Below are 23,323 nucleotides of genomic sequence, written 5' to 3' on the forward strand. Positions count from 1 at the left end.
CGCGACGATAAAACAAGCGTTATGCCGACCCCCTCACTTTCCTCGGGCATGAAGGTACTCGTCACTGACCCCATCGCGGACGCCGGGATTCAGCGCCTGCGCGACGCCGGCCACGAGGTAGAGACAGCCTACGACGTGGAGGGACAGGACCTCCTCGACGCCGTCGCGGACGCCAACGCGCTCATCGTGCGCTCGGGCACCGAGGTCACCGCCGAGGTGTTCGACGCCGCGCCCGACCTCGTCATCGTCGGCCGCGCCGGCATCGGCGTGGACAACATCGACATCGACGCCGCCACGGAACACGGCGTCATCGTCGCGAACGCCCCCGAGGGCAACGTTCGCGCCGCCGCCGAACACACCGTCGCGATGACGTTCGCGACGGCCCGCTCCATCCCGCAGGCCCACAACCGCCTCACCGGCGGCGAGTGGGCGAAAGGTGACTTCCTCGGGACGGAGGTCAACAACAAGACGCTGGGCGTCGTCGGCTTCGGCCGCGTCGGCCAGGAGGTCGCAAAGCGGCTGGGCAACGTCGGGATGGACCTCGTCGCCTTCGACCCCTACATCAGCGAGGACCGCGCCGCCCAGCTCGGGGCCGAACTCGTCGACGACTTAGACGAGTGCATCGACCGGGCGGACTTCCTGACTATCCACACGCCGCTGACCGACGAGACTGAGAACATGATAAGCGAGGAACGCCTCGCGCAACTGGAGGGCGGCTACGTCATCAACTGCGCCCGCGGCGGCATCGTCGACGAGCCCGCCCTCGCCGAGGCCGTCGAGGACGGCGTCCTCCGCGGGGCCGCAGTCGACGTCTTCGCCGACGAGCCCGTCTCGCCGGACAACCCGCTGCTGTCCGTCGAGGACGTCATCGTGACGCCCCACCTGGGCGCCTCCACGGAGGCCGCACAGGAGAACGTCGCCACGTCCACGGCCGACCAGGTCGTCGCCGCGTTCAACGACGAGCCGGTCATCAACGCCCTGAACGCGCCCTCGGTCGACGAGAGCGCGTTCCCGAAGATTCAGCCCTACATCGACCTCGCGGACACGGCCGGCAAAATCGCCGTCCAGCTGTTCGACGACCGCGTCGAGGAGGTCGAAATCGAGTACGCCGGCGACATCGCCGAGGAGGACGTCGACCTCGTGACCGCCAGCGCCCTGAAGGGCGTCTTCCAGCCCCTGGAGTGGCAAGTCAACGCCGTCAACGCCCCACAGATTGCGGAGGAGCGGGGCATCGACGTCTCGGAGACCAAGTCCCACCAGTCCGAGGACTTCCAGTCGCTCGTGACGGTGACCGTCGGCAACGACGACGGCAGCATCTCCGTCTGCGGGACGCAGTTCGCGGGCGACGACCCCCGCATCGTCCGCATCGACGGGTACCGCGTCGACGCCGTCCCCCACGGCCACATGCTCGTCGCGCGCAACGAGGACATCCCCGGCGTCATCGGGTTCATCGGCAGCGTCCTCGGCGAACACGAGCTCAACATCGCGGGGATGTTCAACGGCCGCGAGACCATCGGCGGCGAGGCGCTGTCGGTCTACAACCTCGACGACCCGGTCCCGACGGACGTGCTGGACGAACTCAACGCCGACGAGCGCATCATCGAGACGAAGTACATCTCGCTGGACAACGGCGAGTAAGGTCAGTCGTCGGTGTAGCTTCCCGAGCGCTCTGTTTTCGTCTCCTCGTCGAGGCTGTCGCCGCGCCAGGTCGTCCAGTCGTACAGCCGCTCGACTTCCCCGCCCTGCTGGCGGATGGCGACGGCGGTGGTGAACAGGAACCCGCCGACCAGCACCGTCCCGACCAGCCACAGCGCGTCGACGGCCGCGCCGAGTCCGGCGTACCCGCCGACGACGTCGGCGAAGACGACGACGGTCACGGCGATGACGGCCGGCAGGAGGTTCCTGACCAGCGCGGCGATGCTCGTCCCCTCGTGCTTGCGGACCGCGAGGACGCTGTAGTACAGCGCCCACAGCGACGCCCCGACCCAGCCGACCACGACGACGAGGTGGGCCCACCCCTGGTCGACCAGGAACCCGAACCACCACGAGCCGACGAAGCCGGTGACGACTAGGTGGTCGACCCACGCGGGCAGCGCCCGCGGCGACTGGCTCGCCGCGTAGCCCGTGAAGTACAGGTGCCGGATACCGAGGGCCACGAAGAGGATGAAAAACAGCGTCGCCCCCTCGGCGAACGTCCCGGCCCACGCGAGGTCGGTCAGCGTGTCGACGACGCCGGCGAGTCCGTAGAGGACACCGGCGGCGATGCCGACGCCGAGCAGGAGCCAGCTTCGGGTATCGCTCTCCGCGAGCACGTGCGAGACGTACTGGGAGAGGTAGTACAGCAGGACTGCCGACCCCAGCGCGACCACGGCGTACGCCAGTAGCCGCGCCAGTGCGACGGTCTCTCCGGCGTGAGATGTCGCTGCGGATAGACTCATCATATCGAGAGGAGACCGCGTCCGGATATAAATTGCCAGCCGATTCCCACGCAGTGGGGACGTTCGCGTCGGCGACCTGTCGACAGATTGCGATTCGGTGTCGGTGTGGTTACACTATCTGTCCGTCGGTCGCCGGAGACGGCCGGCGGGGCGGCGGCGGTCCCACACCTCTTTCCGCCTCGGCGCGCACCCTGTCGGGTATGGGACTGAAAGACCGCCTGCTGGACGCCGTGGCGTCCCTGTTCGCGCCGACGATGGACCATCCGACCCGGGGCGGCATGACCGGCGACGCCGACCAGACCGAGGACGGGGGCGAGGACGAGGAGGAGGAGGACGACCGCGCGGAGTAGCGGGAACGTCGGCGTCAGTCGTCGGCGGGGGGCGCGTCGGGCCGACCGGCCGTCGGTACCGCGACGGTGCCGTCACGGTCCTGGTGCTGGAGAATCTGCTCGTACCGCGCGACCGTCTCCTGGAGGCGTTGCTCCGCCCGGTCGAGTTCTCGTTCGAGGCGCTGCACCCGGGCTTCGAGTGCGATGCTCCGCAGTCGGTAGTAGGTCGCCACTCCCTTGATGGCCCGGTCCGTCCGCAGGTCCGCACCGTCCGGACGGTCGGACGCCGTCAACTTCCACGCTGGGGAGCCGCGACCCTCTATGGGACTTTCTGACATGGGGCCGTTGCACTTCTTGTTGCTGCAGTCACAAAACAGTCCGTCAGACGGGCGTCATCGGCGGCGGGCAGTCAGGACCGCAGGTGGTCGAGCACGCCTTCCGTGTCGCCGGGGACCGGTTCGGGTTCGGACCCGGCCTCGGCGGCCGCGTCGGGGTCTTTCAGCAGGTGGCCCGTGGTCAGACAGACGACCTCCTCGTCGGCGTCGACGATGCCCTCCTTCCGGAGTTTGCGCACGCCGGCGATGGAGGCGGCGGAGGCGGGTTCGACGCCGACGCCCTCCTCGGCCAGGTCGCGCTGGGCCGCGGTAATCTCGTCGTCGGTGACGGCGACGGCCGTCCCGCCAGTCTCCCGGATGCCCGGCAGCGCCTTCGGCGCGTTGACGGGGTTGCCGATGCGGATGGCCGTCGCGCGGGTCTCGACGTGGTCCCAGCGCTCGACGTGGTCCCAGCCCTTCTCGATGGCCTCGACCATCGGCGCGGAACCCTCCGCCTGGACGCCGGTGAGTTTCGGCACCTCGTCCTCGTCCAGCGCGCCGCTCTCGACGAGTTCCCGGAAGCACTTGTACAGCGCCGCGGTGTTGCCCGCGTTGCCCACCGGCAGGGCGATGCGGTCGGGGTAGCTCCCCTCCTCGTCGCGGAACTGCTCTAAGATTTCCAGCCCGATGGTCTTCTGGCCCTCCAGACGGAACGGGTTCAGCGAGTTCAGGAGGTACGCCTCGCCCATGCCGGCGAGGTCCTGGACGATGTCCAGGCAGGTGTCGAAGTTGCCGTCGACTTCGAGGATGCGCGCGCCGTGGAGGCTGGCCTGTGCGACCTTCCCCGCTGCGACCTTCCCGGCCGGCAGGAGCACCAGCGTCTCCATCCCGCCGCGGGCCCCGTAGGCCGCCAGCGCGGCACTGGTGTTGCCCGTCGAGGCACAGGCCAGTCGGCCGACGCCGATCTCCTTCGCGACGCGCACGCCGACGGTCATGCCGCGGTCTTTGAAACTGCCCGTCGGGTTCATCCCCTCGTGTTTCACGCGCAGACGGTCGACGCCGATTTCCTCCTCCAGCCGGGGCACGTCGTGCAGCGGCGTCCCGCCCTCGGGAAGGGAGACGCCCTCCTCGAAGGGCAGGGCGGCGCTGTAGCGCCAGACGCCCCACTGGTCGTCGTCGAAGTCGTCCCACGTCGGCAGGTCCTCGTAGCGGACCTCCAGCAGGCCGTCGCAGTCGTCGCAGGTGTAGCGCACGTCGTCGAAGGGCGCGAACGACTCCCCGCACTCGATGCAGGAGAGCCACACCCCGTCGTCGGCCTCCGGCGGTGCCTCGGCCGTCAGTTCGAGACTCGTCATTGGCCGAGGTGATGGTCCGGGCGGGCAAAAGTGGGGCGGTTGTGCGCCCCGTCTTCCGCTATCCTGCGACCTTCGTGCCTCGCGTTCCGCGGCTCCCGTCGTCGCCGCTTCACTTCGAGGACTCACTCGCTACGCTCGTTCGTCCTCGCTGTCCCCAAACTCGTCGATACGCCCGTGCACGTAGGCGGTCCACTCGTCCAGCGTCTTGTGCATCAGGTCCCGGGCCTCCGACAGCGGGGTCGCGGAGTACTGGTAGACGTGCCCGCCGCCGTCGAGGAGGCGGCGCTGGCGCGTGGCCAGGCCCTTCTCCCGGAGCGTCGACAGCGAGCGGTTGACGTTGCTCCGGTCGCGGTCGAGGACGTCGGCCAGTTCCTCGACTGTGCTTCCGGGGTTCGCGAGTAGCGTCTCGTAGGTCCGTGCCTCGTGGCGCTGGATGCCGAACACGCAGGCGAGTACGTCCTGCAGACCCGGCTCCTCGTTGAGCATGAGTTCGCGGAACTGGTCGGGCGAGGGGTCGGCCGCTGGCATACACCACGTTACTCGTCCCGTGTGAATAAAAACAGGCGTTACCCCCGGCTCACCCGGATTACTCGCCGTAACCCTGCCGTTCCAGGCACTTTCGCATCTCGGCAGCGGACTGGTGTTTGTGCAGCCGCGTCGGCGTGTCGCAGTAGTAGGTCTCCCCGTCGTGGCGCAGCGTCACCTCGTGCTCCGAGCCGAGAAACTCCGTCCGGACGACGACGCGCGTGCCGCTGTCGAGCGCGTCCAGCAACGCCTCGGTGGTCATCTCGCCGGCCTCCACGACGAGTGGGTCGGTCATCGTCCCAGGCTACTGGTGCCAACTGCTTGAGTGTTCCCACTCCCTGTGTGGCTGTGTCGCACGCGCGCCCGTCCGACCGAGCGTTAAGTGGCCGCTCGCCGGACGGATATAATCCTACCTCACCCGTGTAACCACCACACGCGACCGGCACACGGCTAAACGGGTCCTGGCAGTATCCCCAGCCGCTATGGACCCACAGAGACGCCGCGTTCTCCAGCTCGGCGGTATCGCCGCGACCAGCCTGCTCGCCGGCTGTTCGGCACTCACCGCCGGTTCCGGCGAGGTCACGCCGACCGAGACTGAGACCGAGACCGACACTGCCACCCCGACGGCTACTGCGACGGGGACTATCGACTACGGCGACTGGTTCGCCCAGACCGACAACTTCGACGGGACGACCGTCGACGCCCGCGGCCAGGACAGCCTCACCGTGACAGTCGGGGCCGAAGGCAACAGCGGCGGGGCCTTCGCCTTCGACCCGCCGGCGGTACACGTCGACCCCGGGACGACCGTCACCTGGGAGTGGACCGGCAACGGCGGCAGCCACAACGTCGTCGCGGAGGACGGTTCCTTCCGGAGCGGTGACCCGACGGACGAGGCCGGCCACACCTTCGAGCACACCTTCGACAGCGAGGGCATGGTCAAGTACTTCTGCGACCCTCATCGCGGCATCGGGATGCGGGGGGCCGTCGTCGTCGGCGACTCCTCGGCCGGTGGCGACGGCGGCGACGGGGGCCAGCAGTACGACTGGCAGGCCGCGACGTTCGACTCGTACTGGTACTCGCTGTACAACATGAGTACGAACATCGCGATGAGCGGGAACGGCGTCCCCTTCCCGCTGAACGAACAGATGCAGCAGTTGGCTGACCAGCGGCTGCCGGCGATGCTGGCGAACGCCGACGTCGACCGCCCCCCGATCGCGAACCCGAACCTCTCGTTCGCGGCTTTCACCGAGGGCGACCCCCACTTCACCCAGCAACCGGTGCTGGAAGACGACAGCGGCCGTCCCGACGCCTCGACGCTTGCCTGGGACAAGTCGAAAGCCTCCGGTGTCGTCAGTCCGTCATCGCTCGCCTGGACGCACCTCAAGGGGGTCACCTGGGCGAAGAACTTCCAGGCGCACTTCGATATCCTGCCCGGCGAGATAGCGCCGAAGTTCCGCGCGCAGTTGCTGTCGACGCTGGCACAGGTCGGTATCAACGCCGCCATCCTCTCCGGGGGCTCCCGCGGCAACGGTGCGCTGACCCACGGTGACAGCTTCGAATTCCTCTCGGAGTACCGACCCAGCGAGGGCCGCATCGAGGACGAAACGCGCCGACCACACCACCACGCTGCGATGCTGTGGTTCCTCTCGGACATGACGAGTCTCGCCCAGAACGGGTGGTTCGGGTACGTCAACCCCCGGCCGCTCCTCCCGCGGGAGGCGGGGGCCGATGCCGTCTTCGACCCGCCAGTCGGTATCCAGGAGATCGCCGACGGCGTCGCCGGGACGACGATGGAACTGTTCAGTCCGGAGGACGTGGCGCAGCAGGAATCGACCCGCTCGGTCGGTCTCATGCTCGCTGCCGCCGGATACTACGGTCCACAGGCCGGCAGTTCGGACAGCCGGGCGGCGGTTACGGAGTACGTCGACGGGCTTGCTCGCGTCGTGCGGGACAACCTCGCGGGCAACGGGATGGTGGAGAACGGCGCGGCCAACCAGGCTGCTACGCAGGGCATCGTCGCCCAGGGGCTGCTGTGGGCGTCCCAGCTGGACGGTGTCGACTACACCGACACCGCCGCGGACGTGCTCGGGTACATGACCGACACGCTGTGGGACGACGACGCCGGCACCTTCGCTTCCGGTCCCGGTGCCGACACCTACGCCATCACCGCGCGCGACGCCGGCGACATCACCGGCGGGCTCAACGCCGCCGACGCCGTCTTCGGCACGTCGGGCGTCAGGGAGACCTTCGCCCGCTTCTTCGACGAGACGTTCAACACCGGCGGCCTCCAGCGCGCCCAGCGGCCGCCGTCGGTCAACGGCCGCGACAACGAACCGCCGCTGCCACCGGCGGCCGGCGGCGAGTTCGGCCAGGCCGCGGTCTACAACGCCGAAGTCGCCTACGATACCGGCAGCGGGTCGTGGTCGGTCACCGACGACACCTTCCGGACGGCCGACGCGCTCTACCTGGCGAACCAGGACATCTGGGTCGGCAACTGGGCCGGCGACTTCTACCAGGGCCGGGGCGTCCCCGGACAGTCCGACTCGCCACCGAACTGAGACGCTCGGCAGCACTCCGCTCGTGTGAACGCCTCACAAACCCCTTCGTTTCGCCTGGAGATTTCGCCTGCGCGTTCGACGTACGCCGACGTTACCGACGGCTGTCGTCCGGTAGGCTGGTCCTGTCCGGGTGCCCGTAGTGGTCCCCGCTGGCGATTTTTGCCCGAAAGAAAGTCCGGTTGTCGTCCGTGCGGTGCGCTCAGCCGCGGAGGCGGACCTCGTCGTCGGTAATCGTGTGGACTTCCTCGCTGTCCAGCGGGAAGTTGTCCTCGTCGATGTCCTCCCAGCCGAGTTTCGACATTATCCTGTCTGTCAGTCCCGGGTCCGGCTCGACGTAGGCCTGTCCGCCCTCGAAGCCCGATATCATCCCGACCGACTCGCCGTCCTGGTTGACCACTTTCTTGCCGATGTCTGTCTCTGTGAGTGTTGGCATGGTGTCGCGTCTCCGACGAGCGCCGGGTCGCACTTTGTTATGCAGCGGCCACTCGCGCGCCCGCCGGGAAATCTGACCTTACTCCGTCAGGCCACCCACGGCGTGTCGGGCGGTTCGAAGCGGTGCCCGCAGGCAGGACACTCGACGGTCCACTCGTCACCGTCGAGGCGCGCGGGAAAGCGCGGCGTCAGGCCGACGTGGCCACAGGCCGGACAGCGCCGGACGACTGGCGGGAGCACGGCTAATCGTCGTCCTCGTCGTCGTCGTCCTCCGCGAGGTTGAGTTCGGCGACGAGACGGCCGGTGATTATCTGCTCTATCATCTCTGTCAGCCGGTCGTCGTCGTCGGTGTAGTCGGCGAACAGCCCGAGTGGAATCTCGCCGCCGGCCATCTCGCGGTGTCCGCCGGCGCTGCCCACGTCCGCGAAGGCGTCGTGGAGCACGTCGCCGATGTGGACCCGCGCGTCCGTCGAGCGGCCGCTGATCTGGACGGTATCATCGACGAGCCCGAAGACGATGGCCGTCTCGACGCCCTCCAGCGTGGCGAGGTAGTCCGCGGCCTGTGGAATCGCGTCGCGCTCGTTCGTGCGCCCGACGTGCGAGAGCAGCACCGGCCCGCGGACGACGCGGTGTTCGATGGCGTCGGCGATGGCGTCGACCGTGGCCGAACTGACGGAGGGGCTCGCCAGACGTTGCAGGAGGTCCTTGTCGACGTGTTCGTGCAGCGTGGCCGCGGCCCTGTACTCGTCGGCGGTGACGCCGCGGAGGAAGCTCAGCGTCTCCCGGCGAATCGCAAAGAGCAGGGCCGTCGCCAGCGTGGTGTCTATGTCCAGGCCGCTCTCGTGGACGTACTCGGTCAGTATCGTCGCCGTCGCTCCGACCTCCTCCCGGTGGTCGACGAACGCCGCCTCGATGTCCTCTGCGGGGTGGTGGTCGATGACGATGTCGACCGGCGTTCCCTCCGGTACTTTGTTGTTCGCCCCCGGGACCGAGTGGTCGACGAACGCCAGTAGTTCGCCCGACTCGCGGCCGGTGACCGCCGCCGGGTCGAACGGCTGGAGTTCGATTTCGAGGAGGTTGACGAACGCGCGGTTCTGCTGGTGGGAGATGTTGCCGCTGTAGAGGATGTGGCGCTCGTCGATGCCCGTGTCGGCCGCCAGCCGCCCGAGCGCGAGGGCACTCGCCAGGCAGTCCGGGTCGGGATTGTTGTGGCAGACGATGGTGATTTCGCTCCCGTTTTCGAGGAGGTTCCGTAGCGCCGCGACGCTGCTCATACCTTCTTTCTTCTTTGCCCAGGCGGATATACTGTCGGCTGCACTCTCCACTCCCCTGTATGTGTCACGGTACCGCGAACCACGACATCACGGGCCCTGGCGTCATCCCTCGCGCACGTCTTATCCCCGTCGGGGACGGAGTCTCAAGTGCAACCATGAAACTGTTAACCCGCCTGCTCGCACTCCAGATGCTGGCGGTCGTCGTGGCTCTCGCCGGCGAACTCGTCGCCAGCGACCCCCTCGTCACCGCCGGCGTCGCGACGTTCTTCGTTGCACTGGCCCTGATGTTCGTCCAGATGACGGCGGCACTGGTCGCCGGCCTCCGGCGTTCGGACAGGCGCGCGAGCGTCCGCTGAGGGCCCGACCCGGCCGTCGGGTCGGCACCGACGAGTACCTTTATTTGATGGTTTCCCGACAGCCAAGACATGGGTTCTCGCATCAAACGAATCTGGAATCGCTCGAAGTACGCAGCTATCGGCGCGGCCATCGGAGCCGCACTCGGTGGCCTCATCAGCCGTAACGCCGCCAGCACCGGCGGGGGCCTGGGTGCGCTCGTCGGTGCCACCGTCGGCGAGAAACGGGTCGACGTCGGCAACCTCGTCGAGAAAGTGAACCAGCGCACCGCCGAGTCGTAGCCGACGACCGTTCTCGTCGGCCGTTCCAGTCCACGGGAAGCGACAGGTTCGTCACCGGCTGATCGAGCGTGTCAGCGTGAAGACAAAGAGCGCGATGACGAACCCGCCGAGAAAGCCCTCCAGCGCGACGACGAAGCTGAGCGTCGACCCGGTGATCTCCGGTAGGCCGAGGATGAGCGAGACGAACCCCTCGACGCTGAACGTCAGGTAGCCCAGCGGCTGAGTGTAGGCGATGGGGGCGTCCAGCCGGGCGTAGACGCCGGCGAAGACGGCGATGAGCCCCAGCGAGAACACGACGGGTCGGAACGGCCGCTCGCCGTAGCCGCAGGTCAGCCGTAGCGCCGCGTTCGACAGCCACTGCGAGACGCCCCGGACTCGCTCGCGGAGACCGTCCCCCGCGAGTGCCCGCTCGCGGTGAGCGGCCCGCCGGTAGGTCATCTCGCGGATGAAAAACTCCGCCGACGCCCGCGTCTCCCCGATTTCGTTCGCGCCGTTTTTCGCGCGCAGGTAGAGGTTCTCCAGTCGCTCGGGCGTGTGCTCTGTCCCGTCGTCGTGGAGTCGCCAGTCTCGGGCGGCCAGGTCGCGCTTGTACGCCCCGAAGTCGAACCCGCTGAAGGTCGTCTCGTCGAAGCGGAACACGTCGAACGTGGCGTCGTCGACGATGTCGAGTTCGCCCACCGTCGCGCCGGTGAGGTCGTAGGTCACGCCCCCGTCGCTGCCCGCCACCTCGCCGCTGACGACGGCCGTCCCCGAACAGTCCACGACGACGCTGCCGGCGGTCGAGATGTCGCCACACCGGAGGTCCCGCCCCAGGTCGCTGTCGGTGACGGCGACGTCGCCGCCGAGAGTCGCCCCGGCCAGGCGGAGGTCACGCTCGCAGGTGACGCCGTCCAGCGACAGCGCCACGCCGTCCCGTCGTTCCCGCTCGGAGCGGGGGCTCCCCGACGCGGAGTCCAGTTTGACCGCCGGCGCGTCGACGTCGGCGTCGTAGAACTGCGCGTTTCCCTCGAAGGTACTGCTGTCGAAGATGGCCCCCCGGTGGAACGTCGCCCGGTAGAAGTTCGCCACGTCCGCAAAGTGCGTGTTCAGGAAGTCGGCGGCCGCGTGGAACGTCGCGTCGACGCCGTAGATACCCCGCTCGAAGGTGGCGACGCGCATGTACGCCGGGCCGTGGAAGTCGGTCTCGCGGAGGTCGAGCCAGGACTCGAAGTCGGCCAGCCGGAGGGAGACGCGGTCCTCGAAGGTCGCGCCGCCGAAGTCAACCCGCCGCGAGAAGGTCGCGTCCTCGAAATCCACGCGGCTGTGGAGGTGTGCCCCGTCCAGTCGCAGCGGCCGCTCGACGGTGACGTACCGCGCCGACAGCGTCCCGTGGACCTCGGTCTCGCGGAGGTCGATGGGGTGGTTCGAGGGCCCGTCCAGGATGGCGTAGTTCAGCGACAGCGACCCCAGGTGTGCGCCGACGAGTCGCAGCGGGCCGTCCTCGGTCGAGACGGCCTCCAGTAGCGCCTCCCGGACCGCCTCGTCGCTCACGGCGTCCGGGTCGGTGTGGAACACGCAGTGTCCGTCCTCGACCGCCTCCCGCGAGCAGGTCCAGGTCTCGCCCGGGACGTCCTCGAACCGCTCGGCGGACACGTCGTGAGTGTACCCACACTCCGTTGCCATACCACTCTGTTGCGATACGGTATCCAAAAAGGGCGAGGAAACTCCCGCTCACTCCCGCGGGTCGTTCGCGGTTCTACTGCTCTGACAACCAGACGAGCAAGCCGTTCTGTGCGTGGAGGCGGTTCTCCGCCTGGTCCCAGACGATTGCGTTCTCGCTCTCCAGCACGTCGTCGGTAATCTCCTCGCCGCGGTGGGCGGGCAGGCAGTGCATCACGGTCCGGTCGCCGACGAAGTCGCGCGTCAACTGGAAGCCGTCGAAGGCCGACAGCTTCTCCTCGCGTTCGTCCTCCTGGCCCATGCTGACCCAGACGTCGGTGTAGATGACGTCGGCGTCTTCGACCGCCGCGTCGGGGTCGGTCGTCGTCTCGGGGGCGGCCCCGAGTTCGTCCGCGCGGGCGAGCACGTCGTCGTCGACGTCGTACTCGGGCGGCGTCGCGACCGTCAGGTCCAGCCCGACCATCGCCGCGCCGAGGACGAACGACTGGCAGACGTTGTTGCCGTCGCCGACCCACGCGACCGAGGTGTCGAAGCCGAAGCGTTCACGGATGGTCAGCAGGTCAGCGAGCGTCTGGCAGGGGTGGGCGTCGTCCGTGAGGCCGTTGACCACCGGCACCGTGGCGTACTCGGCCAGTTCCTCCACGTCGCTGTGGTCGAACACCCGCGCCATGATGAAGTCGGCGTAGCGCGCGACGGCGCGGGCGGTGTCCTTGATGGGCTCGCCGTGGCCCAGGTGGATGTCGTCCGGTCCGAGGAAGATGGCGTGCCCCCCCAGCCGTGTCATGCCCGTCTCGAAGGAGACGCGGGTCCGCGTCGACGGTTTTTCGAAAATCATCGCCAGCGTCTGGTCCGCCAGCGGCTTCTCGGGGTTGCCGGCCGCCCGGCCGGCCTTGATGTCGGCCGCGCGGTCGAGGACTGCGTGCAGTTCGTCGGTCGTGAGGTCGTCGACGTCCACCAGGTCCATGGTTACAGGAGCCGCTCCGTGGCCGTTTCGAGTACCGCCACTGACTTATCATATTCGTCCAGCCCGAGGTGTTCGTTGGGCGCGTGGTCGAGGTCCGAGTCGCCCGGCCCGTACGTGACCATCGGGCAGTCCCAGTGCTGTGCGAAGACGTTCATGTCGCTGGTCCCGGTCTTGCGCAGCAGGCGCGGGTCGCCGTCCTGCTGGCGGATGGCCCCGCGGAAGGCCCGCGCGACCTTCGTCCGCGGGCTCTGCATGACGGGTTCGACCCGGTCGTCCCAGTTCACCCGGTCGGCCACGTCGAGGTAGCCGTCCGTTATCTCGATGACCTCCTCGGTGCTCATCGACGGCGGGACGCGCAGTTGCACGTCCATCGTCGCCTCGACGGAGAGGCCGTCCTCCGAGAGCCCGCCGTCGATGTCGATGGGCTTGGGCGTGACGCGCTCGAAGACGGGTTCCCACTCGTCGGTGTCGAACTCGTCCTCGACGTTGGCCCACCACTGGATGGCGTCCTGGATGGCGTTGTTCTCCGGGCGGGAGGTGTGCCCGGACTCGCTGGTGGCGACGTAGGTCCCGGCCACCAGTCCGCGGTAGCCCAGCGTGATGCCGTCCCAGCCGGAGGGTTCGCCGTTGATGACCGCGTCCGGTTCGGCCTCGCGGTCCTCGATGACGTAGCGGCTCCCCCGGGAGTCGACCTCCTCGCCGACGACGCCGATGAAACTCGCGCCCGTCCGCACGGCCGCGACGGCCATCGACGCCAGCGGGCCCTTCGCGTCGACGCTCCCCCGGCCCCAGAGCACGTCGGCCTCGTCGCCGGGCGGGCTCCCGCCGCCGCCCCAGGCGACGTCATCGCTCGGCAGCGTCTCGACGCGCACCGGGATGTCTCCTGGGACGGTGTCGATGTGCGAGGTCAGGAGGACGCCGTCGTCGGCCGGCGCGCGGACGTTGCCCGCGTCGTCTATCCACACCTCGCGGTCGTGGTTCTCGAAGAACGTCTTGAGCTGTTCGGCACAGGCCCGCTCCTTGTGGGTCACCGACGGGATGCCGACGAGTTTCACCAGCAGGTCCCTGGCCTCGCCCTGGGCTTTGGTCTCCGTGGTGCCGTGACTGACTTCGCTCATGTTATCACGTCCACCAGCGCGTCGACCACCTGGTCGGCGTGCTCCTCCGTAATCGTCAGCGGCGGAAGCAGGCGCACGACTGTCCGCCCGGCGGGCAGCGCCAGAATCCCGTGGTTCAACGCGAGTTCCTTCAGCAGGCGGTTGGCCCCCCGTTTCACCTCGACACCGACCATCAGTCCCTCGCTGCGGATGTCGCGTGCTGCGTCGCCGACCTCGGCTTCGAGTTGCCCACGAAGGTACTCGCCGACGTCGGCGGCGTGACCGGGGACGTCCTCCTCGACGATGGTCTTCACCGTCGCGTTCGCGGCTGCGGAGATGACCGGGCCGCCGGAGAACGTCGAGGCGTGGGAGCCGTAGTTGTCGGCGATCCAGTCCCGGCACAGCGTCGCGCCGACGGGCAGGCCGTTGCCCAGTCCTTTCGCGGCGGTAATCATGTCCGGCGCGACGCCGGCCCCTTCCGCGGCCCACAGCGTGCCGGTCCGGCCCATCCCGGTCTGTACCTCGTCGAAGATGAGCGCGGCACCGGCCTCCTCGGTGGCCTCGCGGGTGGTCTGCAGGAACTCCGCGGAGGCGGGGTTGATGCCGCCCTCGCCCTGGACGGGTTCGACGATGACCGCGGCGGTGTCGTCGTCGACAGCCTCCTGCATCGCCTCGGGGTCGTCGTAGGGCACGAACTCCACGTCCCCGATGAGCGGCTCGTAGGGCTTCTTGTACTTGTTCTTCCACGTGGTCGCGAGAGCGCCCATCGTACGGCCGTGAAAGCCCTGCATCGTGGCGATTATCTTCGAGTTGCCCGTCGCCGCGCGGGCGAACTTCAATGCGGCCTCGTTGGCCTCCGTCCCAGAGTTGCACAGCCACGTCTTGTCGATGGGGTCCGGGGCCGTGTCGGCGAGGCGCTCGTACAGTTCCGTCCGGACGTCAACGGGGTACGACGCCTGCACGTAGGTGAGCTTCGAGAGTTGCTCCTGGACCGCCGACTTCACGGCGTCGTGGTCGTGGCCCAGCGGGACGCAGGCATAGGACGCGCCCATGTCGAGGAACTCGGTGCCGCTGTCGTCGTAGACGTACGGCCCGTCCCCCTCCTCGATTTGAATGGGCTTCTCGTTGAAGACGAACCCACTCATTCGTCGTCACCTCCGTCGGTCTCGGCATCGTCGGGTAGAGCGCTGGGGTAGACGTGCGTGCCGTCGCCCTCCATCGCAGTGGCGACGGGCTGGTCGATGTTCGCGTCTGCGACGATGACCTCTGGCGCACCCCCTTCGAGTGCTTCCCTGATGGCCATCACTTTCCGGCCCATGAAGCCCTCTGCGGCGTCTTCCATGCGCGTCCAGTCCTCGGGGGTTTCGACCTCGCGGATGAGCGTGTCGCGGTCGTCGGGGTCTTCGAGGATACCCGGCACGTCCGTCAGCAGGACGAGCGTGCCGTCGAGTTCCCCCGCGATGGCGGCCGCGGAGCGGTCGGCGTCGGTGTTGACCGGCGTGACGCCGTCCTCGTCTGCCCCGGCCATCGGCGGGCTGACGACCGGCGTGTAACCGTCCGAGAGCAGCGATTCGAGGAGGTCGCCGTTGACCTGCTTGATTGACCCGGAGTGGTCGCCGCGGCGAATCTTGCGCTTGCCGTCCTCGACGACGCGGACCGCGGACTTGCGCGGACCGTACAGCAGCTTCCCGTCCACGCCGGACAGGCCCACGGCGTCGACGTCCTCGCTCTGGAGGCCGGCGACCATCTCGGTGTTCAAAAGGCCCGGCATCACCATCTCGAAGACCTCTATGGTGTCCTCGTCGGTGAACCGGCCGACGACGCCGCTCGGCGTCTCGACGTACTCCGGTTCCATGCCGAGGCGTTCGAGGGTGTCGTCGACGGCGGTGGACCCGCCGTGTGTCACGACGGTGTCTTCGCCACTGTCGACGAGCGATGCGACGTCCGCGAGCGCGCCCGCGGGGTCGACCGCGCGGGCACCGCCAACTTTGATAACTACAGTCATTGGAAAACCTCCGTTACGGGGCACCCACGGGGTGGAGCCCGCGGAAGTTCAGGCCGGCCGTCTCCTCGATGCCCAGCGCGACGTTGGCCGCGTGGAGGGCCTGGCCGGCCGAGCCCTTCATCATGTTGTCGATGGCCGAGAAGGCGACGATGCGCTTGTTCCCGGGGTCGAGTTCGAAGCCGACCTCCGCGCGGTTCGTCCCCGCGACGGCCTTCGGTTCGGGGTAGCGATAGACGCCGCCGCCGCCGGCGACGAGTTCGACGAACGGCTCCTCCTCGTAGGACCCGCGGTAGGCCCCCCAGAGGTCGCCCTTCGAGACGGGCTGACCGGGGAAGACGTGCGCCGTCGCCGACGCGCCGCGAATCATGTCGACGGCGTGGACGGTGAAGGAGACGTCCAGGCCGAGGAACTGTTCGATTTCCGCCTCGTGGCGGTGACCGGTCGGCGCGTACGGGCGGACGACGCCCGAGCGCTCGGGGTGCGAGGAGGCCTCGCCACCGCCGGCGCCGCCCTCGCTGGAGCCGACCTTCACGTCGACGACGACCTGCTCGTCGCCCGAGAGGATGTCCGCCTCGAACAGCGGGAGCAGGCCGAGGATGGTGGCCGTGGCGTTGCACCCGCCGGAGGCGATGAGGTCGGCACCCGGCAGTTCGTCGCGGGTGAGTTCCGGCAGCGCGTAGACGGACTTCTCCAGCAACTCCGGCCGGACGTGGCCGTCGTACCACTCGTCGTACTGCTCCTCCGTGTTCAGCCGGAAGTCGGCGGAGAGGTCGACCACGGTGTCCGCGGCGTCCTGGAAGGCGTCGATGCGCTCCATCGAGACGCCGTGAGGGGTCGCGGCGAACAGCACGTCCACCGATTCCAGGTCCTCCGGGTGCGAGAAGCGCAGGTCCCGGTGGCGCAGATTCGGGTGGGCGTGGCCGACGGTCTTGTTCTCCTTCGACCGGCTGGTGGCCTGTGCGATTTCGAACTCGGGGTGGCCATCGAGGATGCGAAGCAACTCGCCGCCGGTGAACCCGCTGCCGCCGACGACGCTGGCCGTATACGTCATGCCGTCACCTCTGTATCGGTCTCGGATTCGACTTTCGCTTCCAGCCAGTCGACGACTGCGGCGGGCACGTCGGTTTCGACCGCCCCGTCGAGTGCCTTGAACTCGACGTTGTGATTGACCTCGTGGACGGTGTAGCCAGTCGGGTTTCCGTTTTCATCGACACCGGTCTCCATCAGGTCGATTCCGAGCAACCCGCCGCCGACGGCCTCGCTCGCCCGTGCCACGAGGTCGCGGCTCTCATCGTCCATGTCGAATTCGGTGACGTCTGCCCCCTTCGAGGCGTTCGTCAGCCAGTGGTCTGCCGAACGAACCTCCGCAGCGATTGGCTCGCCGTCGGCCGCCAGCACGCGGATGTCACGACCCGGCTTCTCGACGAACTCCTGGATGTAGAACACCTTGTGCTCGTAGTGGCCGAGCACTTCCTTGTGCTCTAAGACGGCCTCCGCGGCGGAGTCGGACTCCAGTTTCGCCATCAGACGGCCCCAGGAGCCGATGACCGGCTTCAGCACGCAGGGGTAGCCGAAGTCCTGGATAATGTCCATCGCGGCGTCCTTCGTGAACGCGACTTCGGTGTTCGGCGTCGGCACGCCCGCCTGCTCCAGCGCGAGGCTGTTCTTGACCTTGTCCGCGCAGACCTCGGCCGTCTCGGCGCTGTTGACGATGGGCACGCCGTAGGCGTCGGCGAACTCCGTCGCGTAGAGGCTGCGGCTGGTCGCCAGACAGCGGTCGACGAGGACGTCCACGTCCTCGAACTCCGCCGGCGGCTCCGAGAGACCGAAGCGCTGTCTGCGAACGTCTATCTTCGCCACGTCGTGGTCGCGCTCGCGTAGCTCCGAGAGCAACAGTTTCTCGTCTTTCCGGATGCGCGAGTAGAGGATGCCGACTTTCATAGGTGCCTCCGGGGAGTTGGCCGGTCGAGCCCGGCCGCTGTCATCTCACTCACCCCAGTCTTCTTCCAGCTCGGGTGCCGTGTCGAGTTCGACGGGGTCGACCGCCAGCACTTCGAGTTCGGCACCGCAGGTCGAACAGTCGACGATCTCTCCGACTTCGATGTCCTCGTGCAGGGTCACGTCGGCCCCACACTCGATGCATTCTGCCATTGTACCTGCTGTTCGTCCGTCTATCGACTTAAAGCCTTCGAACTTATCAGAACAGAATAGTGACGCATACGCAACTCTAAGCGTGTGAAGTGCCGGTTTTCGCGACGTGCTGAATCAGATGTTCAGTATTCTGGTACATTATCCCCTCGCGGGGGTGGTCGTCGTACTGGGGCCGGTCGTCGGCCGCGCTGGCCGGCGTCTGTACCCGCCTGACCGCTCTCGGCGTCTGTCAGTCGCTCAGACATAGCCGTCCACCTCCGACTGGCGTTCCGCCGCCGCGTCCGCGACGGCCGCCCGGCGGGACTCGACGGCCTCGCGGTCCGCGGCCAGCGCCTCTGTCGCGCGCGAAAGCGACTGCTCGACTGCCTCGGGGGCCGGTCCCCCGCGGGAGTCCCGCATCGCGACGCTCTCGGCGGGGGAAAGCGCCGCCTCGACCTCCTCTCTGGGCACGTAGGCGGTCAGCGACTCGCCGAGGACGTCCTCGCTGGCGGCGTCCAGTTCCGCGAAGCCGGGGTCGTCGCTGTCCGCTGCGGCGGAGGCAACCAGCTCGTGAGCCGTCCGGAAGGGGACGCCAGCCTGCGCGAGCAGGTCCGCGACGCCGGTCGCCGTCGCGAAGCCGTCGCCCGCTGCCTCGGCCAGCACCGCCTCGGGCCAGTCGGCGGTCGCGACCGCGCCGACTGCCACCTCGACGCTCTCGCTCACCGAGTCGATGGCGTCCCAGGCGTGCCGGCCGGCGCGTTGCAGGTCGCGGTTGTACGCCCGCGGCAATCCCTTCAGCGTCGTCAGCAACCCCTCCAGCCCCGCCGTCGCGTCGCCGGTGCGCCCCCGGACGAGTTCCAGCGTGTCCGGGTTCTTCTTCTGGGGCATGATAGAGGACGTCGACGCGTAGTCGTCGGCCAGGTCGACGTGGCCCTTGCTGGCGAAGACGACGACGTCCTCCGCGAGGCTCGACAGCGTCGTCGCCAGGGTCGCCGTCGCGGCGGTCGTCTCCACGAGGAAGTCACGTGCGGCCGCAGCGTCGGTCGCGTTCTCGACCAGGCCGTCGAAGCCGAGCAACTCGGCGGTCCGCTCGCGGTCGATATCGAAGGGCGTCCCGGCGAAGGCAGCGCCGCCCAGCGGCGACTGGTTGACGCGCCCGTAGGCGTCCAGCAGGCGGCCGGTGTCCCGGGCCAGCGCCTCCTCGTAGGAGCACAGCCAGTGGGCCACCGTCGTCGGCTGGGCAGGCTGGAGGTGCGTGTAGCCGGGCATCACGGTCTCGGTGTGCTCGGCGGCCACCGCCAGCAGTTGCTCGCGTGCGTCCACGACTGTCTCCAGCAGGTCCAGCACGTCCTCGCGCAGGCGGTAGCGGATGCAGGCCGCCACCTCGTCGTTGCGCGAGCGGGCGGTGTGCATCCGGCCGCCCTCGGGCCCGACGCGCTCGATGACGGCCGTCTCGATGGCCTCGTGGACGTCCTCGCCGTCGGGGAGTGCGCCGTGGCCGTCGTCCTCGATGTCGTCGAGTGCCGCGAGAATCGCGCCGGCGTCGTCCCCGTCGACGATGCCCTGCTCGGCGAGCATCACGACGTGTGCACGGTCGACGGCGAGGTCGGCGGCGAAGATGCGCTCGTCGGCGGCGAGCGAGGAGAGAAAGTCCCGCGCTGGGCCGCCGCTGAAGCGGTCGCGGCGGACGACGCTGTCGTCGGGCTCGCTCTCCTCGGTCATGTTTACTCGTCCTTGGTGGCGTTCTCGATGGCGGTGTTGGCCAGGCGCGACTGGAAGCCGTGGTACTTCGCGACGCCGGTGGCGTCCTGCTGGGTGATGCCGCCCTGCACGTCCTCCTGGTCGAACGAGGCCGCGGACTTGCTGTAGACGGCGTACTCACTCTCGCGGCTGACCGGGCGGCAGTGGCCGCCCTCCAGTTTCACGGTGACGGTCCCGGTCACGCGCTCGTTCGTGCTGTCGATGAATCCTTCGAGGGCATCGACGATGGGCGCGTCGATGAGGCCCTGATAGCCCTTCTGCGCCCACTGCTGGTCGACCTGCTGCTTGAACTGGCGCTCCTCCTGGGTCAGGACGAGTTGCTCCAGCGCCTCGTGGGCGGTCAGCAGGACCGTCGCGGCCGGGTGCTCGTAGTTCTCGCGGACCTTCAGACCCAGCATGCGGTCCTCCATCATGTCCGTGCGGCCGACGCCGTGTGCGCCGGCGCGCTCGTTGAGCGCCTCGACGAGTTCGACGGAGTCGATTTCCTCGCCGTCGAGCGCGACGGGTTCGCCGCTCTCGAACGCGATGTCGACCAGTTCGGCCTCCTTGCCGCTGGGGTTGTCCGTCCAGTCGTAGATGTCGTCCTCGGGGATGGTCGCGGGGTCCTCTAGCTCCGAGCCCTCGATGGAGCGGCTCCAGAGGTTCGTGTCGATGCTGTAGCGACCCTCGTTGCCGCCCTCGACGGGCAGGTCGCGCTCGGCGGCGTACTCCATCTCCCACTCGCGGGTCAGACCGAGTTCGCGGACGGGCGCGATGACCTCCAGGTCGGAGTCGCGCCAGACGGCCTCGAACCGGAGCTGGTCGTTGCCCTTGCCGGTGCAGCCGTGGGCGACGGCGTCGCAGTCCTGTTCGATGGCGACGTCGAGGATGGCCTGGGCGATGACCGGGCGCGCGAGCGCGGTGCCCAGCGGGTAGCCCTGGTAGGTGGCGTTCGCCTTCACCGAGCGCAGGCAGAGGTCGGCGAACTCCTCCCTGGCGTCGACGACGTAGTTGTCGACGTCTAAGGCCTCGGCGGTCTCCTCGGCCTCGGCGAACTCCTTTTTCGGCTGGCCGACGTCGACGGTGACGCCGATGACCTCGTCGTAGCCGTACTCCTCTTCGAGCAGCGGGACGCAAACTGTCGTGTCGAGCCCACCCGAAAAGGCGAGCGCGACGCGGTTTCCTTCTGGCATTTGTGTGTAGTGTGTCGGGTGAACGATGTCCGCCCCGGAACCCGACGGTGGGCGGCGATTGGTGACCGGTCAGAACGTCGATGGGTGAGTAATAGCGGGCCTAACGGCCCGGTCGTCGTGGTTCTCGCAGAAGTCGAACGGACCCGCCGGTGGCGACGGGCACGCCACGAGCGTCGCGGGTCCGGGTCATGTACGCAGGAATAGCCGGAGTGGACTACAAATAAGTTCCGAGAAGCGCGTGGTGTGCGATTCGCTGACGCGCGTCAGCCTCGCCGTGCGAGCGACACCGCCGCGGCCGGGGCGACGAGCACCGTCCGAGATACGTTCTGGCCGCTGTCGGGTTAGCGTCCGCCGGGCGAGCCGCCGCGAGTGCCGTCTGTCGCGTTGTCCGCGTCGGACCCGTCGGGCCCCATCTGGCCGTCGGCGCCGCCCATCTGCCCGCCGGACTGGTTGCCGTCGGTCACGTTGTCGCTGACCGTGTCGTCACCAGCCGCGTTGTCACCGGGCATGTCGGGCATGTCGCCGTCCGCCACGTCGTCAGGCATCCCCTGCCCGGGTCCGGCGTCTGCCGGCGGGCCGCGGGGCGCGGCGCTCGGGCCGGCGATGCTGCGCGCGATGTCGGCGACCTGCTTGCCGCCGAGTTCGCTGGCGCGCTCTCGCAGCTGCTGGATGGCCGTCGCGTTGATGTCCTTCGACTTGAGCAGGTCGACAGGTAGTCCCTCGGATTCGCTCGCCGTCTGGTTCGCCAGGTCCTTCGCGGTCTGCATCTTCGCGCCCAGTTCGGCGACCTGTGCCCTGTACTTGCCCTCGCTGATGGAGCCGTTCTGCACGGACTCGTTGAGTGCCTGCTGGCGTTCCCGCAGGTCGGCAATCCGCTGCTGGACGTCACCGACCTGCGCGGCGACGACCCCGGCCTTGCTCTCGTTCGACGCCGCCTTGGCGACCTGGAGGCCGAAGGCCCGCCTGTCGACTTCGCCCTCTAGCTCGGCCTGCTGGACGCCGACGACGCCGGAGAGGCGCTCGCCGGGGGCGACGCTCGCGTTGCCGTCGGTGCCGTTGGTCGCCGTCGCGTTACTGTCGTGACTGTCGGCCAGCACGCCGTCGCCCGTCGCGGCCAGCCCCGAAATCGGCACGGCGGCCACGGAGACGACGACGAGCACTGCCATCGTGACTGCGGTGCTTCGTCGCATCGTATCTCGTCCTTGTCCTGCCAACCCTATATAAACGACACTCGCTGAAGCCGACTCTCGCCCGATTAACCACGATTAACGCCGATTAAAAACCCTCGCAGTCTGTCGGTTCGTCGCTGGCGGAGTGCTACTCGGAGGTGAACCGTGGAAATGCTTATATACCGGATTCGTCCTGGCGGAGCCGCTGAACCAGCAGCGACAGCCCGAGCCCGCAGGCGAGTATCACGGCGAGGTTGAACGCCGACTGGAAGAACGGTTCGTAGTCCGACGCAATCCAGATTGAGATGGCCCGCGACGCGCTCAGGTAGAACTGGACGGTCGCGACCAGCGCGAGTCCCGCCAGTCCGACGACTGCGCCCCGGTAGAGGTAGGCCACCATCGACTCGGGGAGCATGACCGTCTGCTCGTCCCCGGTGCTGTTCGCCTCGTCCGTCGTCGATTCTGTCGTGTCACTCATGGGTCTCACCGCCGTGTGCGCGTGCGACGAGCGCGAGCAGTATCGCCACCGCCGCGACGCCGATACCGAACCCGGGTCCGGATTCCGATGGCGTCTCGGTCTCCCTGTCACCGCCGTCTCGGCGGCCGTCATCGCCACCGTCGGTTTCGAAGTCACCGACCTCCAGGCCCACGTCGCGTCGGGTAGTGTTCACCTCGACGGTCTCCGTCGGGTCGAGGCTCGCGCCGGAGCGGGCGGTCCCGACGACGACGCCCCCCGAGTAGAGGACGGCGTCGAGGTAGTAGTTGTACGACGACGGGACCGTCAGGCTCGCCGACGGCGTGGCGGTTTGGCCGGGGCCGATACCGTCCAGTCGGACCTCGGTCCGGTCGGCGACGATGCTCGAGTCGACCTGCCTGGCCTTGAGGACGACTCGCAACTCGCCGGACGGGGTCGCGCCCCTGTTCGTGAGAAACGTCGACACGTCGAGCGTCGTCCGGTTGTCCGCGACGGTCCCGATGCTGTACTCGATGGCCGGCATGTCGTCGATGGCGAAGCGGTGGAACGAGACGCCAGTCTCGGCGTAGGCGGGCGTCAGCGAGTCGATTCCGCGCACCGTCCTGTCACCGGCGTCTAGGCGCTGGCCGTCCTGGTAGACGATGGCCTCGATGCGGTAGTCGCTCCCCCGCCCGACGGTGAGGTTCGTGACCACCGGGACTTCGCGCCGGTCGCTCACCCGCCCGACCTCGACCGTCCGACTCGTCTCCACGATGCCGGAGTCGGTGCCGACCGCCCGGAACTCGACGCTGACGTTCTCCGAGACGCCGCCGCGGTTCGCCAGCCGGACGTCGGTCCGCAACTCGACGGTCTCGCCGCCGACGGCGCCGTCGCTGATAGTTATCTCGCTCAGTCTGACGAACCCGTCGGGCGGCTCCTCGCGCCGCTCGGCCAGCGCCCCGGGGACCGCCAGGGCCGACAGGACCGAGAGGACGAGCACTGCTGCCAGGAGACCGCCCAGGGCGACGTCCCTGCGCATACCCCGTTCCCCG

At 68.4% G+C, this 23,323-nt stretch carries 26 protein-coding genes; 5 read left to right on the plus strand and 21 right to left on the minus strand.

Features of this window, described 5'->3' with window-relative positions; genetic code table 11:
- Positions 1-48: 48 nt before the first annotated feature.
- The gene (serA, locus tag WDJ57_RS11890) at positions 49-1,638 is read left to right on the plus strand and encodes a phosphoglycerate dehydrogenase (RefSeq protein WP_338901035.1); all 1,590 of its coding nucleotides are present in this window, start codon (positions 49-51) and stop codon (positions 1,636-1,638) included.
- Positions 1,639-1,640: 2 nt separating this feature from the next.
- Here serA and WDJ57_RS11895 read toward each other — a convergent pair whose 3' ends face one another.
- Positions 1,641-2,441, minus strand: coding sequence for a hypothetical protein (locus WDJ57_RS11895; RefSeq protein WP_338901036.1), 801 nt, complete (start codon positions 2,439-2,441; stop codon positions 1,641-1,643).
- Between the two features lie 197 nt (positions 2,442-2,638).
- Here WDJ57_RS11895 and WDJ57_RS11900 point away from each other — a divergent pair, with 197 nt between their 5' ends.
- Positions 2,639-2,788: a hypothetical protein gene (locus tag WDJ57_RS11900; protein WP_338901037.1), complete on the plus strand. Its 150-nt coding sequence runs from the start codon at positions 2,639-2,641 to the stop codon at positions 2,786-2,788.
- A gap of 14 nt (positions 2,789-2,802) precedes the next feature.
- Here WDJ57_RS11900 and WDJ57_RS11905 read toward each other — a convergent pair whose 3' ends face one another.
- The 4 genes from WDJ57_RS11905 to WDJ57_RS11920 form a co-directional block, all read right to left on the minus strand.
- Entirely contained in the window at positions 2,803-3,105 is a 303-nt protein-coding gene (locus tag WDJ57_RS11905) for a hypothetical protein (RefSeq protein ID WP_338901038.1), read from the minus strand.
- A gap of 71 nt (positions 3,106-3,176) precedes the next feature.
- Positions 3,177-4,436 carry a threonine synthase gene (thrC, locus tag WDJ57_RS11910; protein ID WP_338901039.1) on the minus strand — a complete coding sequence of 420 codons (1,260 nt, stop codon included), beginning with the start codon at positions 4,434-4,436 and terminating at the stop codon, positions 3,177-3,179.
- A 129-nt stretch (positions 4,437-4,565) separates the two neighbouring features.
- Positions 4,566-4,964: a helix-turn-helix domain-containing protein gene (locus tag WDJ57_RS11915; protein ID WP_338901040.1), complete on the minus strand. Its 399-nt coding sequence runs from the start codon at positions 4,962-4,964 to the stop codon at positions 4,566-4,568.
- A gap of 58 nt (positions 4,965-5,022) precedes the next feature.
- Positions 5,023-5,256 (minus strand): hypothetical protein, encoded by a 234-nt coding sequence (locus WDJ57_RS11920; RefSeq protein ID WP_338901041.1) that lies wholly within the window; start codon positions 5,254-5,256, stop codon positions 5,023-5,025.
- A gap of 187 nt (positions 5,257-5,443) precedes the next feature.
- Between WDJ57_RS11920 and WDJ57_RS21635 the strand changes: the two genes are divergently transcribed.
- On the plus strand, positions 5,444-7,519 hold the full coding sequence (locus WDJ57_RS21635; RefSeq protein ID WP_380629767.1) for a halocyanin domain-containing protein: 2,076 nt from the start codon (positions 5,444-5,446) through the stop codon (positions 7,517-7,519).
- A gap of 199 nt (positions 7,520-7,718) precedes the next feature.
- Here WDJ57_RS21635 and WDJ57_RS11930 read toward each other — a convergent pair whose 3' ends face one another.
- The 3 genes from WDJ57_RS11930 to WDJ57_RS11940 form a co-directional block, all read right to left on the minus strand.
- Positions 7,719-7,952 carry a PRC-barrel domain containing protein gene (locus WDJ57_RS11930; RefSeq protein WP_338901042.1) on the minus strand — a complete coding sequence of 78 codons (234 nt, stop codon included), beginning with the start codon at positions 7,950-7,952 and terminating at the stop codon, positions 7,719-7,721.
- An 86-nt stretch (positions 7,953-8,038) separates the two neighbouring features.
- Positions 8,039-8,191 (minus strand): hypothetical protein, encoded by a 153-nt coding sequence (locus WDJ57_RS11935; protein WP_338901043.1) that lies wholly within the window; start codon positions 8,189-8,191, stop codon positions 8,039-8,041.
- Between the two features lie 2 nt (positions 8,192-8,193).
- Positions 8,194-9,225, minus strand: a complete 1,032-nt coding sequence (locus tag WDJ57_RS11940; RefSeq protein ID WP_338901044.1) for a DHH family phosphoesterase — start codon at positions 9,223-9,225, stop codon at positions 8,194-8,196.
- A 155-nt stretch (positions 9,226-9,380) separates the two neighbouring features.
- Here WDJ57_RS11940 and WDJ57_RS11945 point away from each other — a divergent pair, with 155 nt between their 5' ends.
- Positions 9,381-9,581, plus strand: a complete 201-nt coding sequence (locus WDJ57_RS11945; RefSeq protein WP_338901045.1) for a hypothetical protein — start codon at positions 9,381-9,383, stop codon at positions 9,579-9,581.
- Positions 9,582-9,650: 69 nt separating this feature from the next.
- Entirely contained in the window at positions 9,651-9,860 is a 210-nt protein-coding gene (locus WDJ57_RS11950; RefSeq protein ID WP_338901046.1) for a glycine zipper domain-containing protein, read from the plus strand.
- 51 nt (positions 9,861-9,911) lie between these two features.
- Here WDJ57_RS11950 and WDJ57_RS11955 read toward each other — a convergent pair whose 3' ends face one another.
- The 13 genes from WDJ57_RS11955 to WDJ57_RS12015 all read right to left on the minus strand — a co-directional run bounded on the left by WDJ57_RS11955 (position 9,912) and on the right by WDJ57_RS12015 (position 23,310).
- Positions 9,912-11,522, minus strand: coding sequence for a pentapeptide repeat-containing protein (locus WDJ57_RS11955; protein WP_338901047.1), 1,611 nt, complete (start codon positions 11,520-11,522; stop codon positions 9,912-9,914).
- A 73-nt stretch (positions 11,523-11,595) separates the two neighbouring features.
- Positions 11,596-12,483, minus strand: a complete 888-nt coding sequence (argF, locus tag WDJ57_RS11960; RefSeq protein WP_338901048.1) for an ornithine carbamoyltransferase — start codon at positions 12,481-12,483, stop codon at positions 11,596-11,598.
- A gap of 2 nt (positions 12,484-12,485) precedes the next feature.
- Positions 12,486-13,601 carry a [LysW]-lysine hydrolase gene (locus WDJ57_RS11965; RefSeq protein WP_338901049.1) on the minus strand — a complete coding sequence of 372 codons (1,116 nt, stop codon included), beginning with the start codon at positions 13,599-13,601 and terminating at the stop codon, positions 12,486-12,488.
- Positions 13,598-14,725 carry an aspartate aminotransferase family protein gene (locus WDJ57_RS11970; protein ID WP_338901051.1) on the minus strand — a complete coding sequence of 376 codons (1,128 nt, stop codon included), beginning with the start codon at positions 14,723-14,725 and terminating at the stop codon, positions 13,598-13,600. Before WDJ57_RS11970 ends, WDJ57_RS11965 begins: the two co-directional genes overlap by 4 nt.
- Complete coding sequence (locus tag WDJ57_RS11975) at positions 14,722-15,585, minus strand: acetylglutamate/acetylaminoadipate kinase (RefSeq protein WP_338901052.1); 864 nt, start codon at positions 15,583-15,585, stop codon at positions 14,722-14,724. The genes WDJ57_RS11970 and WDJ57_RS11975 overlap by 4 nt, the downstream gene beginning before the upstream one ends.
- A 13-nt stretch (positions 15,586-15,598) precedes the next feature.
- Positions 15,599-16,636, minus strand: a complete 1,038-nt coding sequence (gene argC / locus WDJ57_RS11980; protein WP_380629761.1) for an N-acetyl-gamma-glutamyl-phosphate reductase — start codon at positions 16,634-16,636, stop codon at positions 15,599-15,601.
- On the minus strand, positions 16,633-17,526 hold the full coding sequence (lysX, locus tag WDJ57_RS11985) for a lysine biosynthesis protein LysX (protein ID WP_380629759.1): 894 nt from the start codon (positions 17,524-17,526) through the stop codon (positions 16,633-16,635). Before lysX ends, argC begins: the two co-directional genes overlap by 4 nt.
- 45 nt (positions 17,527-17,571) lie before the next feature.
- The gene (lysW, locus tag WDJ57_RS11990) at positions 17,572-17,736 is read right to left on the minus strand and encodes a lysine biosynthesis protein LysW (protein ID WP_338901053.1); all 165 of its coding nucleotides are present in this window, start codon (positions 17,734-17,736) and stop codon (positions 17,572-17,574) included.
- Between the two features lie 237 nt (positions 17,737-17,973).
- Entirely contained in the window at positions 17,974-19,437 is a 1,464-nt protein-coding gene (gene argH / locus WDJ57_RS11995) for an argininosuccinate lyase (protein WP_338901054.1), read from the minus strand.
- Positions 19,438-19,439: 2 nt separating this feature from the next.
- Positions 19,440-20,648, minus strand: coding sequence for an argininosuccinate synthase (locus WDJ57_RS12000; RefSeq protein ID WP_338901055.1), 1,209 nt, complete (start codon positions 20,646-20,648; stop codon positions 19,440-19,442).
- 341 nt (positions 20,649-20,989) lie between these two features.
- Positions 20,990-21,838: a hypothetical protein gene (locus tag WDJ57_RS12005; RefSeq protein WP_338901056.1), complete on the minus strand. Its 849-nt coding sequence runs from the start codon at positions 21,836-21,838 to the stop codon at positions 20,990-20,992.
- 154 nt (positions 21,839-21,992) lie between these two features.
- A complete protein-coding gene (locus WDJ57_RS12010; RefSeq protein WP_338901057.1) occupies positions 21,993-22,295 on the minus strand; it encodes a hypothetical protein in 303 nt (100 codons plus the stop codon).
- Complete coding sequence (locus WDJ57_RS12015) at positions 22,288-23,310, minus strand: DUF7490 domain-containing protein (RefSeq protein WP_338901058.1); 1,023 nt, start codon at positions 23,308-23,310, stop codon at positions 22,288-22,290. The genes WDJ57_RS12010 and WDJ57_RS12015 overlap by 8 nt, the downstream gene beginning before the upstream one ends.
- Positions 23,311-23,323 lie beyond the last annotated feature (13 nt).

The sequence above is a fragment of the Salinibaculum sp. SYNS191 genome, from assembly GCF_037338445.1.
Taxonomy (GTDB): domain Archaea; phylum Halobacteriota; class Halobacteria; order Halobacteriales; family Haloarculaceae; genus Salinibaculum; species Salinibaculum marinum.